15 protein-coding genes are annotated in these 14,790 nt (G+C 67.8%); 5 read left to right on the top strand and 10 right to left on the bottom strand.

From position 1 onward, the window contains the following. The first annotated feature begins 23 nt into the window (after positions 1-23). Positions 24-1,349: an ABC transporter permease gene (locus IBX22_RS20600; protein ID WP_309234707.1), complete on the top strand. Its 1,326-nt coding sequence runs from the start codon at positions 24-26 to the stop codon at positions 1,347-1,349. Here IBX22_RS20600 and IBX22_RS20595 read toward each other — a convergent pair. After that, positions 1,343-1,873, bottom strand: coding sequence for a helix-turn-helix domain-containing protein (locus IBX22_RS20595; protein WP_194817144.1), 531 nt, complete (start codon positions 1,871-1,873; stop codon positions 1,343-1,345). The genes IBX22_RS20600 and IBX22_RS20595 overlap by 7 nt on opposite strands. Positions 1,874-1,930: 57 nt before the next feature. Between IBX22_RS20595 and IBX22_RS20590 the strand changes: the two genes are divergently transcribed. Then, positions 1,931-2,578, top strand: a complete 648-nt coding sequence (locus tag IBX22_RS20590) for a dihydrofolate reductase family protein (RefSeq protein WP_194817143.1) — start codon at positions 1,931-1,933, stop codon at positions 2,576-2,578. Positions 2,579-2,593: 15 nt separating this feature from the next. Here the strand turns inward: IBX22_RS20590 and IBX22_RS20585 are convergent, their stop codons facing one another. The 3 genes from IBX22_RS20585 to IBX22_RS20575 form a co-directional block, all read right to left on the bottom strand. Then, positions 2,594-2,989: a sterol carrier family protein gene (locus IBX22_RS20585; RefSeq protein WP_194817142.1), complete on the bottom strand. Its 396-nt coding sequence runs from the start codon at positions 2,987-2,989 to the stop codon at positions 2,594-2,596. 10 nt (positions 2,990-2,999) lie between these two features. Continuing rightward, the gene (locus IBX22_RS20580; RefSeq protein ID WP_228538895.1) at positions 3,000-3,578 is read right to left on the bottom strand and encodes a CPBP family intramembrane glutamic endopeptidase; all 579 of its coding nucleotides are present in this window, start codon (positions 3,576-3,578) and stop codon (positions 3,000-3,002) included. Between the two features lie 89 nt (positions 3,579-3,667). After that, complete coding sequence (locus IBX22_RS20575) at positions 3,668-5,419, bottom strand: alpha/beta-hydrolase family protein (protein ID WP_194817140.1); 1,752 nt, start codon at positions 5,417-5,419, stop codon at positions 3,668-3,670. 197 nt (positions 5,420-5,616) lie between these two features. Between IBX22_RS20575 and IBX22_RS20570 the strand changes: the two genes are divergently transcribed. Continuing rightward, a complete protein-coding gene (locus IBX22_RS20570) occupies positions 5,617-5,904 on the top strand; it encodes a YiaA/YiaB family inner membrane protein (RefSeq protein ID WP_194817139.1) in 288 nt (95 codons plus the stop codon). A gap of 61 nt (positions 5,905-5,965) precedes the next feature. On the opposite strand, the gene purL is transcribed toward IBX22_RS20570, so the two are convergent. Next, positions 5,966-8,260, bottom strand: coding sequence for a phosphoribosylformylglycinamidine synthase subunit PurL (purL, locus tag IBX22_RS20565; RefSeq protein WP_194817138.1), 2,295 nt, complete (start codon positions 8,258-8,260; stop codon positions 5,966-5,968). 328 nt (positions 8,261-8,588) lie between these two features. Here purL and IBX22_RS20560 point away from each other — a divergent pair, with 328 nt between their 5' ends. Then, positions 8,589-9,824 carry a glycosyltransferase 87 family protein gene (locus tag IBX22_RS20560; RefSeq protein WP_194817137.1) on the top strand — a complete coding sequence of 412 codons (1,236 nt, stop codon included), beginning with the start codon at positions 8,589-8,591 and terminating at the stop codon, positions 9,822-9,824. On the opposite strand, the gene IBX22_RS20555 is transcribed toward IBX22_RS20560, so the two are convergent. From IBX22_RS20555 to IBX22_RS20545, 3 genes are all read right to left on the bottom strand, one after another. Beyond that, the gene (locus tag IBX22_RS20555; RefSeq protein WP_194817136.1) at positions 9,776-11,065 is read right to left on the bottom strand and encodes a M18 family aminopeptidase; all 1,290 of its coding nucleotides are present in this window, start codon (positions 11,063-11,065) and stop codon (positions 9,776-9,778) included. The two genes, IBX22_RS20560 and IBX22_RS20555, sit on opposite strands and share 49 nt — an antisense overlap. 23 nt (positions 11,066-11,088) lie before the next feature. Further along, positions 11,089-12,051: a nitrilase-related carbon-nitrogen hydrolase gene (locus IBX22_RS20550; RefSeq protein ID WP_194817135.1), complete on the bottom strand. Its 963-nt coding sequence runs from the start codon at positions 12,049-12,051 to the stop codon at positions 11,089-11,091. A gap of 148 nt (positions 12,052-12,199) precedes the next feature. Continuing rightward, entirely contained in the window at positions 12,200-12,634 is a 435-nt protein-coding gene (locus IBX22_RS20545; RefSeq protein WP_194817134.1) for a MarR family winged helix-turn-helix transcriptional regulator, read from the bottom strand. Positions 12,635-12,697: 63 nt separating this feature from the next. Between IBX22_RS20545 and IBX22_RS20540 the strand changes: the two genes are divergently transcribed. Next, positions 12,698-13,774: a substrate-binding domain-containing protein gene (locus IBX22_RS20540; RefSeq protein WP_194817133.1), complete on the top strand. Its 1,077-nt coding sequence runs from the start codon at positions 12,698-12,700 to the stop codon at positions 13,772-13,774. Between the two features lie 48 nt (positions 13,775-13,822). On the opposite strand, the gene purQ is transcribed toward IBX22_RS20540, so the two are convergent. Both purQ and purS read right to left on the bottom strand, forming a co-directional pair. After that, positions 13,823-14,500, bottom strand: coding sequence for a phosphoribosylformylglycinamidine synthase subunit PurQ (gene purQ, locus IBX22_RS20535; RefSeq protein ID WP_194817132.1), 678 nt, complete (start codon positions 14,498-14,500; stop codon positions 13,823-13,825). Then, positions 14,497-14,730, bottom strand: coding sequence for a phosphoribosylformylglycinamidine synthase subunit PurS (purS, locus tag IBX22_RS20530; RefSeq protein WP_054816548.1), 234 nt, complete (start codon positions 14,728-14,730; stop codon positions 14,497-14,499). The genes purQ and purS overlap by 4 nt, the downstream gene beginning before the upstream one ends. Positions 14,731-14,790: the final 60 nt, after the last annotated feature.

Genomic DNA, 14,790 nt, shown 5'->3' with positions numbered 1-14,790 from the left:
CATCGGCTGTTACGGTCCGGGACGTGACGACATCGGAGGAAGTGGAGATCACCCGGAACCCTCGACTGCGGCCGCGCGCCTGGCTCGCACCGATCGTGGTGCTGACCTTGTTCATGGCCCTGCTGGGCACCATGTACCTCGACTACGTGGTGGACCCGGAAAAGAATCTGCACGACTTCCCGATCGCGCTCGTCAATCAGGACGAGGGCGACGTCACCGGGCCACCGGACGCCCAGCAGAAAGTGAACTTCGGCGACCAGATCGCCGCGGCCCTGAAGCAGGGCATCCCCGCGGACAAGGTCGAGCTGCGCGAGCTCGGCATCAACGAGGCCGAACTGCAGATGCAGAACGGCAAGGTCTACGGCACCATCGTGATTCCGAGCGACTTCAGCAAGCGACTCGGCATTCTCGGCGTCGGCAGCGTGATACCCGGTGACATTCAGAAGCCGACCATCACCCTGCAGACCAACCCGCGTACCGGGGCGTTCGTCACCAATATCGTGCAGAAGGTCGGCAACGAAGCCCTGACACAGGTCGACAAACAGGTCGGCGAGCAGCTCACCCAGCAGGTGAAGACCCAGCTGATACCGCCCGACGGCGGGCCGGCCCCCGAGCTGACCGGCGCCACCCGGCTCGCCCTGGCCAATCCCGTCGACATCATCGTCGAACCGTTCCGCCAGCTGCCTTCGGGCACCGGCGAAGGTTTGACGGCCTTCTTCTACGCGCTGCTGTTGTTGCTCGCCGGTCTGGTCGGCTCGATGACGATTCACACCATGCTCGACGCGGCGCTCGGCGTCGTACCCACCGAATACGGGCCGTGGTTCGTGCACTATCCGCGCACACGCATCTCCCGCTTCAAGACCCTGCTGATCAAGTGGGGTGTGATGGTCCTGACATCGTTGGTGGTGTCGGGGGTCTTCGTCCTGGTCGGCAAGGGCCTCGGCATGTCGATCAGCAATTCGGCGGAGCTGTATCTGTTCGGCGTCCTCGCGATCGCGGCCGTCGGCATCACCGGCCTGTCCATCCTCGCCGCGATCGGTTCCGCGGGCCTGCTGGTGAACCTGATCCTGTTCATCATCCTGGGCCTGCCCTCCTCGGGCGGCACCGTCCCGATCGAGGCGACTCCCCCGTACTTCGGCTGGCTGGCCGAGTTCGAGCCGATGCACCAGGTCTTCCTCGGCGTGCGGTCGATCCTCTATTTCGACGGGAACTACCAGGCAGGTCTGGCGCGCGGGCTCTGGATGTCACTGCTGGGCTTGGCCATCGGCCTGGTCCTCGGCCTGCTGGTCACCCGGTTCTACGACCGTAGGGGCCTGCATCGCGGCTCGGAGGTCGTCGTCGGTCAGTAGCCCTGGCTCTCGCCAACTGCTCGGTGATAGGCGGCGGTCAGTTCCGCGAGCACGCCATCGGCGGGCGCCGGCGCTCCGGCCAGGTGGGTGCCGCGGAGTTCGGCCATGAATCGCTCCCACAGTGCGGGACCGCCGGCGGCCAGCAGTTCGGCTCGCACGGTCAGTTCCGGCGTCGTGTCCAGCCAGCGGGCACCCCACGCGCCCAGTTGGGCCAGCAGCGGGACGAGCTGGATCGCCGCCTCGGTGAGGTGGTATTCGACCTTCTGGCGGTGGCTCGGGTCGTCGTCGCGGGTGAGCAGGCCCGCGGCGACGAGTTTCGCGAGGCGGTTGGCCAGGATGTTCGATGCGATGCCCTCGATGGAGCCGGCGAGCAGTTCACGAAAGTGGGTGTTGCCGCCGAACATGATGTCGCGCAGCACGATCAGGCTCCATCGGTCGCCGAGTAGCTCGATCGTCATGTTGATCGGGCAGCCCGACTTGCCCGGGGGAACCGGGAGCTTGTCATGAGCAACTGGTTGCGCCATGGGATCAGTCTAGGTAGGTTGCTAACCGCTTGCATATTGCAACCAGAAGGGCTTCCGATGACACAGTTGGTCCGCGTTCACAACTTCGCCGTTTCCAGTGACGGCTACGGCGCCGGGGAGGGGCAGAGCTTCGAGCGCCCGTTCGGCCACGCCGATCCGGCCGATCTCATGTCCTGGGCGGGTGCTACCGCGCACTGGCCCAACCGGACCGACCCCGGCGGAACCTATGGCCTCGACGACTACATGACTCGCGACTTCGCCAACAACATCGGCGCGGAGATCATGGGGCGCAACAAATTCGGTCCACAGCGCGGGCCATGGGAGAACCATGACTGGCAAGGATGGTGGGGTGCCGAACCCCCGTTCCGCACGCCGGTCTTCGTCCTCACCCACCACGTGCGGCCTTCGTTCACGCTGGCGGACACCACGTTCCATTTCCTCGATGCGGCTCCGAAGGACGCACTGGCGCAGGCATTCGAGGCCGCCGCGGGCAAGGACGTGCGAATCGGCGGCGGTGTCGCCACGGTGCGGCAGTTCCTCGACGCCGACCTGATCGACACCATGCATGTCGCCGTGGCGCCGACGGTCGAACTCGGTCGCGGTGAAAGATTGTGGACGAGTCCCGAGGAACTTGCCGACCGTTTTCACCTGGAGCAGATCCCGAGTCCGAGCGGCGTGGTGCATCACCTCTTCTGGCGACGGTGATCGGGGCGGGCGGCCTCAGCCGGCGGCCGGTTTGGCTATCGGAAGCCAGTGGGCGACTTCGGGTGCTCGGCTGCCGGAGGCGGTGAGGGTGCCCGCGTCGACGGCCGAATCGAAGTCGAGTAGGCCGGTCGCCAGCAGCAGCCAGGTGCGGGGGTCGGTCTCGACGACGTTGGGTGGGGTGCCGCGGGTGTGGCGGGGGCCCTCGATGCATTGCACCGCGACGAAGGGCGGAACGCGGACCTCCACCGAGTGGCCGGGCGCGGACGCGGCAAGGGTGCGCGCGGTGGCGCGGACGGCCGCGGCCAGCGCGGATCGGGGCGGGGCGTCGAGGGCGTCGTCCACCAGCCAAGGGGTCACTGCCGCCACGGCTGCTCGCAGCTCGGCGGGGTCAACGGTCGTTCGTCCTGCCACCTGGGCGAGATTACTGCGCGGGTCCGACAGGCCCGAAGCGGCGGGCCAGGCGCGGGGCGAGGACGCCGCCCGCGTTGAGGGCCCAGTGGTGCAGGAAGGGAGCGGTCGTGCTGCCGCCGCGGCGGCGGAGCCAGCTGAAGGCCAGACCACCGAGGGTGGTGAGGGCGACGGTGCCCGGGACGCTGTCGCCGGCGGTGCGGGCCGGGTGGATGTGCCACAGGCCGAAGGTCAGCGCACCAAGCATGGGACCGGTGCGCGGGCCGAAAGTGTTGGCCAGCAAGGGTTCCAGGGTGCCGCGGAAGATCAGTTCCTCGCTGTAGGCGGTGCCGATCGGGATGTGCACTGCCGCCCATTCGATGGGTGAGACCTCGGGCTCCTGATCGGCGAACTCGATCAGCTTCGCACGCAGAGCCGGAACAGACAGCGCCACACCGTATCCGGCGGCGGCGACACCTGCCGATGCGAGCCCGACCCGCAATCCGCGAGCCGAAAGCCATTGCGGTGCACCATGAAACACCAGGGCATAGCCGGTGGCGAATGCGGCATTGGCCGCCGTGCGCCCGCGCAGATTCAGGCGCAGGCCAGGCAATAGGACGTTGTTCCAGAGCAGTGGAATACCAACGGCAGCAGCAGTTTCCGCCGGGCCGCCGACTCCGGACGCTAACGAAGAGTAACCGTTCATTTCAGCTCGCGCTCGAGGTCCTCGGCGGCCTCGAGTTGGGTGCGGATCTTGTCGGAGAGGTCGGCGGTCCAGCCGGGCGGCTCGGCGATGGCGACCCAGCCGTCCAGGACCAGGGAGCCGTAGCGGTGCCCGTGGCCGTCGGTGACGCCCTGGGCGTTGGTCAGGTCGGCGGCCACCTGCCAGAAGGTGACGAAGGGCCACCAGCGCATCTGCGAGGACACATCGGAGCCGCGCGTTTCGGCGAGCCAATCCGGTTGGGAGAAGATCAGATCCGTGGACCACCAGACGATGGGGTCGGAGGGGTGCTGCAGGTAGGCGATGCGCGGGGGCCGCCACTCGGTGGTGGGGCGGGCGAGATCGGAACTGCCGGCGGCGAAGCGGACGACCAGCCCGTCGGCGTACATCGGCTCGACTTCGCGGGAACCGGGGTCACGGCGCGAAACCAGTTGCTTCCACATCTGATTCGAGTTGGGTGGGCCCACCCAGAGCGCGCCGTCGACCTTCGCACGGAGGTCGGAGAGGCCGTCGAAGGCGGCTTCGGAGCCCTGCGAGCCGAGACTCTCGCCGTAGACGAGGAGTTTCGGGCGCGCCCCCGAAGGGCGGGCCGACCAATGTGTGTGCACCGCGTCGAACACCAGCTTGCCCGCGGTGGCGGCCTTGCCGCGGTCGGCGAGGAAGGACAGGACGCTGGGCAGATAGGAGTACTGCGAGGCGATGATCGCGGTGTCGCCGCCGTACATGTATTCGACGGAGCCGGCCGCGAGCGAGTTCACCCAGCCGGTGCCGGTCGTGGTGACGACCACGATGACCTTGCGGTCGAAGGCGCCGGTCCGTTCGAGTTCGGCGGCGGCGAGCTGGGCCCGGGCCTCGGGGTCGGCCGCGGATTCCAGCCCCACGTAGGCGCGGATCGGTTCGCGGGCAGGCTTTCCCGTGACCTCGGCGATCTGGGCCGCGGTCGGTCCGTGCGAGACGAACCAGCGGCCTTCGAAGCCGAGGGTTTCCCACCGCGCCAGGGAGTCGGGGCTGCCGGACCGTTCGGTCAGCTGCGGTTGCACCGCGTTCACGGAGGTGTGGTCGTTGCGGACGCTGAAGGCGGAGTTGGCGACGGCGAAGAAGGCGCGGGAAGCAACACCGTTGACGACCGTCAAAGTGAAGATCGTCAGCAGCAGCAAGCCGAGGGCCGGGGCGAATTCGCGCGGCACCCGGATCCAGCGGTTGAGCTGACGGGCCAGGGCGAGCACGATTTCCCGGATGGTGCGGTAACCCGCGACCACGGCGGCGCCGACCGCCAGGCTGAGCAGGCCGGTCCGCAGGTAGGCCGGGGTGGTGGTGCCTTCCATACCCATGAGCGCGGTGATCTCCCGCTGCCAGCGCGCCGACTGCACCAGCATCAGTCCGGCGGTCAGCGCGGCGGTGAGCAGAATCGACGACTTCACCGAATAGCGCACCCAGGTCGGCGGAATGGCCGCAAGCAACCGCGGCCCGAGCTTGGGCGAGTGGTGCATCCAGACGCGGAACAGCCACTCCAGCACACACCCCACGCCGTACCCGAGGGCGGCATTGATCCCACTGATCAAGCCCTGGAACATCCAGTCCCGCGGCACCAGCGACGGTGTCACCGACAGCGCGAAGAACAGCGTGGCGAAGATCAACCCGACATAGTTGAGATCGATGATGTCCTCGACGCGGCGCACCACCACGACGCCACGCGTACGCAGCCTCGTCAGGGCACCAGCCTTCTCGAGCACCCGAACAGTATGCCGGGGTAGGCCTGGCGACACCTCGCTGCGCTCGGCTTTCGCCAGGCCTACCAGACGTGAGGTGGTTATCGGGGGCGCTTCGCTTCCCCGATAACGCGCTGTTCGGGCTGGTCGGGCGGCACTACGCAGATGACTCGAGTAGTTCCACAGGGTTGTGGCGCAATGGTTTTCGGGATGCTGTGGTTATGAGCACACCTAACGCACAGCCGAAGACCACGTCGGCATTCATCGCGCAGGCCGCGATCGCGTTCGGCATCAGCTTTTTCGGGGCGGGCGTCGGCGTTTTTTATCTTCCCCTGGACGCGTGGCAGCGCGGGTTCCTCGGTATGTCGCTGTTGTTCCTGGTGACCAGTACCTTCACGCTGGCGAAGGTGATCCGGGACAAGCACGAATCGGAGAACCTGCACACCCGGATCGATCAGGCGCGGATGGAAAAGCTGATGGCCGAACACGATCCGTTCAAGACGATCTGACTACAGCGAAAAGGCGGGTCCGGTACACGAGGGGTGTACCGGACCCGCCTTTCGTTGCGTATCAGGCGGTGTGTGCGCCGAAGAGTGCGGGCAGCGTGCCTTCGTAGGCCGTGCGCAGTTCCGCCAGCGGAACCGTGAACTGGCCCTGCACCTCGAGCTCGTCGGAGCCCTGGTCGACCACGCCGATGCGCACCCACGGCAGGCCGCGGGCGTCGCACATCTTGGTGAAGCGGGTCTCCTCGGTGCGCGGCACCGCCACCAGCACGCGGCCGGCGGACTCGGAGAACAGCTGGACGAACGGGTCGGAGCCCTCGGGAAGCAGGATGCGGCAACCGGTTTCACCGGCCAGTGCGGCCTCCACCACGGTCTGCGCCAGGCCGCCCTCGGACAGGTCGTGCGCGGCGCTGATCATGCCGTCGCGCGAACCCGACTTCAGGACCTCGGCGAGCAGCTGCTCGCGCTCGAAGTCGACCTTGGGCGGCACGCCACCGAGGTGATCGTGGGCGACCTGCGACCAGATGGAGCCGCCGAGCTCGTCGCGGGTCTCGCCGAGCAGGATCAGCGTCTCGCCGGGCTCCAGGCCGAGGCCGGTGGGAATGCGGCGGTGCACGTCGTCGATGACGCCGAGCACGGCGACCACGGGGGTCGGCAGGATGGCGTCCTGGCCGGTCTGGTTGTAGAAGCTGACGTTGCCGCCGGTGACCGGAATGCCCAGGGCCACACAGCCGTCCGCGAGACCGCGCACGGCCTGCTGGAACTGCCACATCACGCCCGGATCTTCCGGCGAACCGAAGTTCAGGCAGTTGCTGACGGCTTTCGGGGTGGCGCCGGTGGTGGCGACATTGCGGAACGCCTCGGCCAGCGCGAGCTGCGCACCGGCGTAGGGGTCCAGCTTGGTGTAGCGGCCGGAGGCGTCGGTGGCCAGCGCGATACCGCGGCCGGACTTCTCGTCGATCCGGATGACGCCCGCGTCCGCGTTCTCGGCGAGCACGGTGTTGCCGCGCACATAGCGGTCGTACTGCTCGGTGATCCACTTGCGGCTGCACAGCTGCGGGCTGGCCAGCATCTGCAGCAGCGTGGCGCGCAGTTCGTCGCCGGTCTTGGGTCGCGACAGGTTGTCGGTGCTGTCGGCGATCAGCGCGTCCTGGTAATCGGGACGCTGCACCGGGCGCTCGTACACCGGGCCCTGATGCGCGACGGTACGCGGCGGCACGTCCACCACGGTCTCGCCGTGCCAGGAGATGACCAGGCGCTCGCCGTCGGTGACCTCACCGATGACGGTGGCCAGCGTGTCCCACTTCTTGCAGACGGCCATGAACGCGTCCACGTTCTCCGGGGTGACGACCGCGCACATCCGCTCCTGGGATTCGCTGGAGAGGATCTCGGCGGGGGTCATGTTCGCGGCGCGCAGCGGGACCTTGGTCAGGTCGATGTGCATGCCGCCGTCGCCCGCGGCCGCGAGTTCGGAAGTGGCGCACGAGAGTCCGGCGCCGCCGAGGTCCTGGATACCGACGACCAGACCGGCCGCGTACAGCTCCAGACAGCACTCGATGAGCACCTTCTCGGTGAACGGGTCGCCGACCTGCACAGCGGGCAGCTTCTTACGACCGCTGCCGGACTCGTCACCGGAGAAGGTGTCCGAGGCGAGCACGGAGACGCCGCCGATGCCGTCGAGGCCGGTACGCGCACCGAACAGGATGATCTTGTTGCCGGTGCCGGACGCGAAGGCCAGGTGCAGGTCCTCGACCCGCATGACACCGGCGCACAGCGCGTTGACCAGCGGGTTGCCCTGGTAGGAGGCGTCGAACACGGTCTCGCCGCCGACATTCGGCAGGCCGAGCGAGTTGCCGTAGCCGCCGACGCCGCGCACCACACCGTCGACCACGCGCCGGGTGTCCGGGTGATCGGCCGCGCCGAAGCGCAGCTGATCCATCACCGCGATGGGCCGCGCGCCCATGGCCATGATGTCGCGCACGATGCCGCCGACGCCGGTGGCCGCGCCCTGGTAGGGCTCCACGTAGGACGGGTGGTTGTGCGATTCCACCTTGAAGGTGACCGCCCAGCCGTCGCCGATGTCGACCACGCCGGCGTTCTCGCCGATGCCCGCGAGCATCGAGGCCTTCATCTCGTCGGTGGTGGTCTCACCGAAGTAGCGCAGGTGCACCTTCGAGGATTTGTAGGAGCAGTGCTCGCTCCACATCACCGAGTACATGGCCAGCTCGGCATCGGTGGGCCGGCGGCCGAGGATCTCCTTGATGCGGGTGTACTCGTCGTCCTTGAGGCCGAGTTCTTTGTACGGTTGCGGCGCATCGGGGGTTGCTGCGGCTGCGCTGACGGTATCGACCTGCGGAGTCACGGAGTACCTGGGTCCTTTCGGCCTGGCCTGGGGAATACGGCGAGGTGCCTGCGGCTCAGTCTAGAGGGAGCGCCTCGCTCGGCCTGTGCCTACCCGGGTAGAGCACCGGGGGGCATTTGCCCTTAGATTGCCCTGCGTCTCGAGGTTTTTCGCAACGACCGCTGTAACCCCTTGTCAGGAGCCATTATTTGCTTGCGAAACGCCCGGTTGCGGAAGACGCTACAGCGCGGGTGAGCGCCATTACGCTGTCGGCCGTGAGCGCACGCAGCGAAAGTCACACGGTGGCTCACTCAGTCATGATGGAACCCAGGGGCAGCGAGGCGGAGTCATGAGCGATCGAGCGGTGCCGAATTCGAGCGGTCAGCCGGACGTGACGCCGGTCCGCCAGGGCTGGTGGTTGCTCCTTGCCGTCGTGGCGTTCGCCGCTTCCGTGCTGGTCTCGCTGCGCGCGCAGTGGTGGCGCGGCTACATCGATCTGCTGGTCTATCGGAACGGCGCCCAGGCCTGGCTCGACGGCAACGACCTCTACGGCGAGCTGCCCCAGGTGCTGGGCATCCACCTGCCGTTCACCTATCCCCCGCTGGCCGCGCTGTTCTTCACGCCGCTGGCGTTGCTGCCGCTGACCGCGGCCGCGGTGGTGATGATCGCGCTGTCGGTGCTGAGCCTCGGGGTCACGCTGTGGCTGGTGCTCGTCCGAATCCGGCCCGAGCTGCCGCGTGCGGCCGTCCTGGCGCTGGTCATCGGCGCGGTCGCGGTGGCGCAGTTGCTGGAACCGGTGCGGCAGACCCTCGGGTTCGGCCAGATCAATCTGCTGTTGATGGCGGCGGTCACCGCGGATTGCCTGGTGCGCAAACCGTTCTGGCCGCGCGGGATGCTGATCGGGATCGCGATCTCGATCAAGCTGGTCCCGGCCGCGTTCCTGCTGTACTTCCTGCTGCGCCGAGACTGGCAGGCGCTGCGGAACATCGGGATTTCCGCGGTCGCCGCGGTGGGTGCCGGATTCCTGCTGTTTCCGAAGGATTCGGTGCAGTACTGGTTCCACACCGTCACCGACACCGGCCGCATCGGGTCGCCGCACTTCGCGGGCAATCAGTCGCTCAAAGGCATGCTGTTCCGGCTCGGGCTCGACACACCGGTGGCGACCGCGCTCTGGCTCACGCTCTCGGCGGTCGCCCTCGCGCTCGCGGTGGTCTGGATGCGCCGGCTGCTCGACGAGGGCGCGACGGTGACCGCGCTGTTGGTGAATGCGTTTGCGCTGCTGCTCGTTTCGCCGGTGTCCTGGTCCCACCACTGGGTGTGGACGGCGCCCGCCCTGCTGGTCGCGGCGAGCGCCATCGAGCGCGGCAACCGCAACCCGTGGTTCCTCGGTGCGGTCGCCGCCTTCGCGGCCCTGCTGCTGATCGGGCCGCAGTGGCACCTGCCGTGGCAGCGCGAGCTCGACTGGACCTGGTGGCAGCAGCTCGTCGGCAGCAGCTACGTGCTGGCCGCGCTCGCGGTGCTGATTTTCGCGGCCGTTCAGTCCTCGGCGGTGGGCGTGAGGAAGGCGGCGAGCGCGGCGGCGTAGGCGGGCACGTCGGCCGTTCCCATCATTTCCCGGGCCGAGTGCATGGCCAGCTGCGGTGCACCGACATCGACGGTGGTCATGCCGGTGCGCGCGGCCGTCATCGGGCCGACGGTGGAGCCGCACGGCAGATCCGCGCGATGGACGTAGCGCTGCAACGGAACTCCGGCCTGCGCACAGGCCAGCGCGAAGGCGCCGGCACCGGCGGCGTCGGTGGCGTAGCGCAGGTTCTGGTTCACCTTCAGCACCGGTCCGCCGTTCACCTCGATGCGGTGCGCGGGCTCGTGCCGATCCGGGTAATTCGGGTGCGTCGCGTGCGCCATATCGCCGGACGCGACGACGGAACCGGCCAGCGCCGTGAGGAATTCGGAGCGGCCGCCGCCGCGGGCCAGCACGATTCGCTCCAGCACCGTCGGCAGCAGATCCGATTGCGCACCCCGGTCGGACTGGCTGCCGACCTCCTCGTGATCGAACATGACCAGAACCGGCACGGCCGCGCCGGGCTCGGCGATCGCGGCGAGGAAGGCGTGCAGGCCCGCGTAACAGGTGGTCTGGTTGTCCAGGCGGGGCGCGCTGAGCAGGTCCTGATCGCGGCCGACCAACCGGCTCGGGGTCAGGTCGTGGGTCATCAGTTCCCAGCCGAGCACCGCCTCCGGATCGACGCCCGCCCGTTCGGCGACGAAATCCAGGAACGGCTGCGGCCGGGCGGCCACACCCCACACCGCGTTCACGTGCCGCTGCGGATCGAGTTGCACACCGCGCCGATCCTCGGACAGGTGGATGGCCAGCTGCGGCACCCGCAGGATCGGATCATCGATGCGAACCAGCTTGTCGCGCAAGGCATTTCCTTCGCGCACACTCAGCCGCCCGGAGATACCGAGCTCCCGGTCCAGCCAGGAGTTCAGCCACGCCCCGCCGTAGGGCTCCAGCCCGACCAGCTGCCAGCCCGCGCTCGACAGATCCGGCTGCTGCTTGACCCGCAGGTTCGGGCTGTCGGTGTGCGCGCCCAGCACCCGGAACGGCAGGGTGGTGTCGTCGGTGCTCACCCAGGCGATCAGCGAACCGCCGCGGACCACGTAGTACCGGCCCGCGGCCGCGGGCCACGCCGCCGCCTCCGCCAGCCGGGTGAACCCGTGCGCGTCCAGTTCCGCCGCGACGGTCTGGCACACGTGGAACGGGCTCGGCGAGGCATCGATGAACTGGCACAGGCCCGAGGCCGTGGCAGCGGTAGTTGTCGCGGGCATGATCACGATCGTAGTTCGGCGCGCTAGCTCCCGGCGATCTCCGCGACCTGCTCCTGCGCCTTGACCGGGTCGTTGATCCAGGTCCGATAGAACTCGAGCGGGCAGTCGGCCACCCCGAACGCGTCCGCGCCGCGCGATTCGCCGCGGTGCAGCAGGCTGTAGGGACCGAAGTGGTCGCGGTCGTAATGGCGGGCTTCCCGGATCGAGCGCAGCGACAGGCGGGCGGCGCGCAGCTCGTTCACTTCCGATCCACATTCGCCCAGGGTGCGGCCGTCGTGGTCGATGAGCGCCGAGCGCCCCGCATACGAGTGCACCCCATCGAATCCGGACGCACCGGCCACCGCTACGTAGACGTTGTTGGCCCAGGCCATCGCCTTGGCCATGCCCACCTGCTGCTCGGTCTGGCAGCCGCGCAGCACCTGGCTGTGCACCACCAGTTCGGCGCCCTTGGCCACGCAGTCGCGCCACACCTCGGGGTAGTTGCCGTCCTCGCCGATGATCAGCGCGAGCTGGATTCCCTTGGGCCCGTTGCAGACATAGGTGGTCTCCCCCGGATAGCAGGGCCCGCCCTCGGGGGCCGGCGCGAGCTTGCGGTAGCGCTGCACGATCTCGCCGAGGTGGTTGATCAGCACCACGGTGTTGTAGGGCGGACGCAGCGGATGTTCCTCGTGCCGCTCACTGAGCGAGAAGACGCCCCATACCTCGTTGCGGCGGCAGGCCTCGGCGAAGACCTCGGTCTCCGCACCCGGAATCACCGTGGCCGTGGAGTACAGCTCGGTTTCGTCGTACATCACGCCCATCGTCGAGTATTCGGGCAGGACAACGAGATCCACGTCGCGGTGGCCGAGTTTCAAGCCATCGATGAGGTGTCCGATCCGGTAGCAGTTGGCCAGCACCTCCGGGCGCGAATGCAGGCGCGGCATCGCGTGATTGATCACCGCGACATTGACCGTGTCCGGGTTCGACACAACCGATTCGTTTCCCATCGTCTGCTCCTCGCGTCCATCAAAGTAATTCCATATGGAAATGAAATGTAATGGAAGAAGATCAGTTGCGGGAGGCAGGCGATTCGAGAGGGGACTTTTGGGACATATGAGTCCCGAGCGAAAGCGCACCGAGACCAACGGCGTGGGATTATGGCACCTCGGTGCCGGATATGAGCTCGAGCACACGCAGCAATTCGCTGTAGCGACGGGCGCCGACCCGGGCGCGCAGCTCCTGTTCGGCCCGCGCCTCCTCGGCCCGCACCGACTCGACCAGTTCCGCACCGAGCGTGCTGAGCCCGATCAGGATGCGCCGCCGATCTTCCTCGGCTGCCACCCGGAAGATCAGGCCACGTTCGGCGAGGTAGTCCGCATGCCGGGTGGCCGAGGACGGAGCCAACTGCGAGCGCACCGCCAATTCGCTCATAGTGACCCCGGTAGCACTGGACAAATTGCACAGCATCGACCATTGATCCGGCGAAAGTCGCCTGGCACACAATGCGTCGTCGAGGTGTTGCAGCCAACGGCGTTCCGCGGCTCGCAGCGCTCCATGCAGCGTGGAATGTCGGCCTACAATGGTCGTCATTGTTTCCTGCCCGCCATGCTGTTCATTTCAAAGATTGTGCTCGAACGAGAAGAAGAGTACCGAATGCCTCCGTTCGGCGAGAGCCCAGACGGCATCATCGAGATCCTCGACATCGTCCCGCGCCAGGGACCCGGCGGGATCGTGGCTCCCTCCTGCGATGCGGCGATTGCCCTCGCGGTACACGAAATCAACAGCGGCAGCGGAATTCTCGGGCGCGAAATTCGCACCACGCATATCGACGGCGGCCGCCCGCCGCACGAGGTGGCCGACGAGGTCGCCGCCTTTCTGGCCACCGGAATGGTGCACGCGATCACCGGCTGGCACACCTCGCCGGTCCGGCGAGCGGTGGCCAGGGCCAATGCCGGGCGGGTGCCCTACATCTACGCCACTGCGAACGAGGGCCGGACCGACGAACTCCCCGGCGTGCTGCTGCTGGGCGAGCACCCGGGCAGCCACACCCTGCCCGCCGTGCACTGGATGCAGCGCGAGTACGGCATCGGGCGCTGGGCGATCATCGGCAACGACTACATCTGGCCCCGCGAGACCGCCGACGCCGTCCGCACCAGTCTGGCGGATCCGAATGCCATTGTGCTGGAACGGTTCGTGCCACTCGGCAGCCCGGATTTCGGCAGCTTCCTGGCCGAACCCGCGCTGGATCGGGCGCAGGGCGTCATCATCCTCATGGTCGGCAACGATGTATCCCGATTCAACCGGCAGTTCGCCGCGACCGGCCGCGCGGCCGCCCAGGTGCGGGTGAGCCCGGCAGCCGACGAGAACGTGCTGCTGGCCGGCGGCGTCGGAGCCAACCACAACCTGTTCGTCCCGTCCAGCTTCTTCCTCGATGGGCAACTCGTCGACGGCATCGAACGCAAGGCCCGCTACCGGCGCCGGCACGGCGGTTTCGCCCCCGCTATGACCAGTTTCGGCAACGCCACCTACGAGGCCGTGCACACCCTGCGCGGCCTGGCCGACGCGGTGGGCTCCCTCGACGTGCCCAGCATCCACCGCGCACTGCTCGACGGCGTGCGGTACGAAACTCCCGGCGGCGTGCGCGGATTCCGCGGCAACCAGGTGATCCAACCGGGCTATATCGCCCGCGCGAACGGCGTCGACTTCGAGATCATCGACCGCATCTGCTGAACGAGAAACACCCCGCCACCATGGGTGACGGGGTGCTCTTCGAAGGAACTAGGCCGAGACCAAGCTGTCCAGCACGGACAGGAACATGCCCATGCCGTCGTCGCTCGGACCGGTCAGCGGTTCGGTCGCGTGCTCGGGATGCGGCATCAGGCCGACGACCCGGCCGTTGGCCGAGGCGATGCCCGCGATCCCGCGCTGCGAACCGTTCGGGTTCTCCCCGGCGTAGCGGAAGACCACGCGGCCTTCGCCTTCCAGCTCGTCGAGCACCTGGGTCGAGGCCTGGAAACGGCCCTCCCCGGACTTCAACGGAACCAGGATCTGCGCGCCCGCCTCGTAGCGCGAGGTCCAGGCCGTGTTCACCGACTCGACCTGCAGCCACTGATCGCGGCAGATGAAGTGCAGGCCCTCGTTGCGGGTCAGCGCGCCGGGCAGCAGACCGGCCTCGCACAGCACCTGGAAGCCGTTGCAGATGCCGAGCACCGGCATACCGGCCTTGGCGCCCTCGACGACCTTGCCCATCACCGGCGCGAACCGGGCGATGGCGCCGCAGCGCAGGTAATCCCCGTAGGAGAAGCCGCCGGGCACGACGACCGCGTCGACACCCTTCAGGTCGGCGTCGGCGTGCCAGAGACTGACCGCTTCGGCGCCGGACCTGGTCACCGCGCGGGCCGCGTCGACATCGTCGAGCGTGCCCGGAAAGGTGATCACACCGATTCGAGCCGTCACAGCCGGACGACCTTCCACTCTTCGATCACGGTGTTGGCGAGCAGTGCTTCAGCGATCTGCTCGAGCTCGGCGTCGCTGACACTGTCGTCCACATCGAGTTCGAATCGCTTGCCCTGCCGCACATCCGAGATACCGGCGAATCCCAGACGCGGGAGCGCACCGACGATTGCCTGCCCCTGCGGATCCAGGATCTCGGCTTTCGGCATCACCTCGACCACGACTCGTGCCACGCGTTGCTCCTCAGGTGTGGTGGTGGGGGGTATATCTGAGCAGCGTAGTTGTTGACTTCG

It is taken from the genome of Nocardia sp. XZ_19_385, assembly GCF_015355755.1.
Taxonomy (GTDB): domain Bacteria; phylum Actinomycetota; class Actinomycetes; order Mycobacteriales; family Mycobacteriaceae; genus Nocardia.
This window is presented reverse-complemented; position numbering and strand designations above follow the sequence as displayed.

Excerpts from the sequence above, each read along its gene's own strand:
- IBX22_RS20555 (WP_194817136.1), bottom strand. The coding sequence starts at position 11,065 with ATGCCCGCGACAACTACCGCTGCCACGGCCTCGGGCCTGTGCCAGTTC.
- IBX22_RS20540 (WP_194817133.1), top strand. The coding sequence starts at position 12,698 with ATGCCTCCGTTCGGCGAGAGCCCAGACGGCATCATCGAGATCCTCGAC.
- IBX22_RS20570 (WP_194817139.1), top strand. The coding sequence starts at position 5,617 with ATGAGCACACCTAACGCACAGCCGAAGACCACGTCGGCATTCATCGCG.
- IBX22_RS20550 (WP_194817135.1), bottom strand. The coding sequence starts at position 12,051 with ATGGGAAACGAATCGGTTGTGTCGAACCCGGACACGGTCAATGTCGCG.
- IBX22_RS20545 (WP_194817134.1), bottom strand. The coding sequence starts at position 12,634 with ATGACGACCATTGTAGGCCGACATTCCACGCTGCATGGAGCGCTGCGA.
- IBX22_RS20590 (WP_194817143.1), top strand. The coding sequence starts at position 1,931 with ATGACACAGTTGGTCCGCGTTCACAACTTCGCCGTTTCCAGTGACGGC.
- IBX22_RS20595 (WP_194817144.1), bottom strand. The coding sequence starts at position 1,873 with ATGGCGCAACCAGTTGCTCATGACAAGCTCCCGGTTCCCCCGGGCAAG.
- IBX22_RS20560 (WP_194817137.1), top strand. The coding sequence starts at position 8,589 with ATGAGCGATCGAGCGGTGCCGAATTCGAGCGGTCAGCCGGACGTGACG.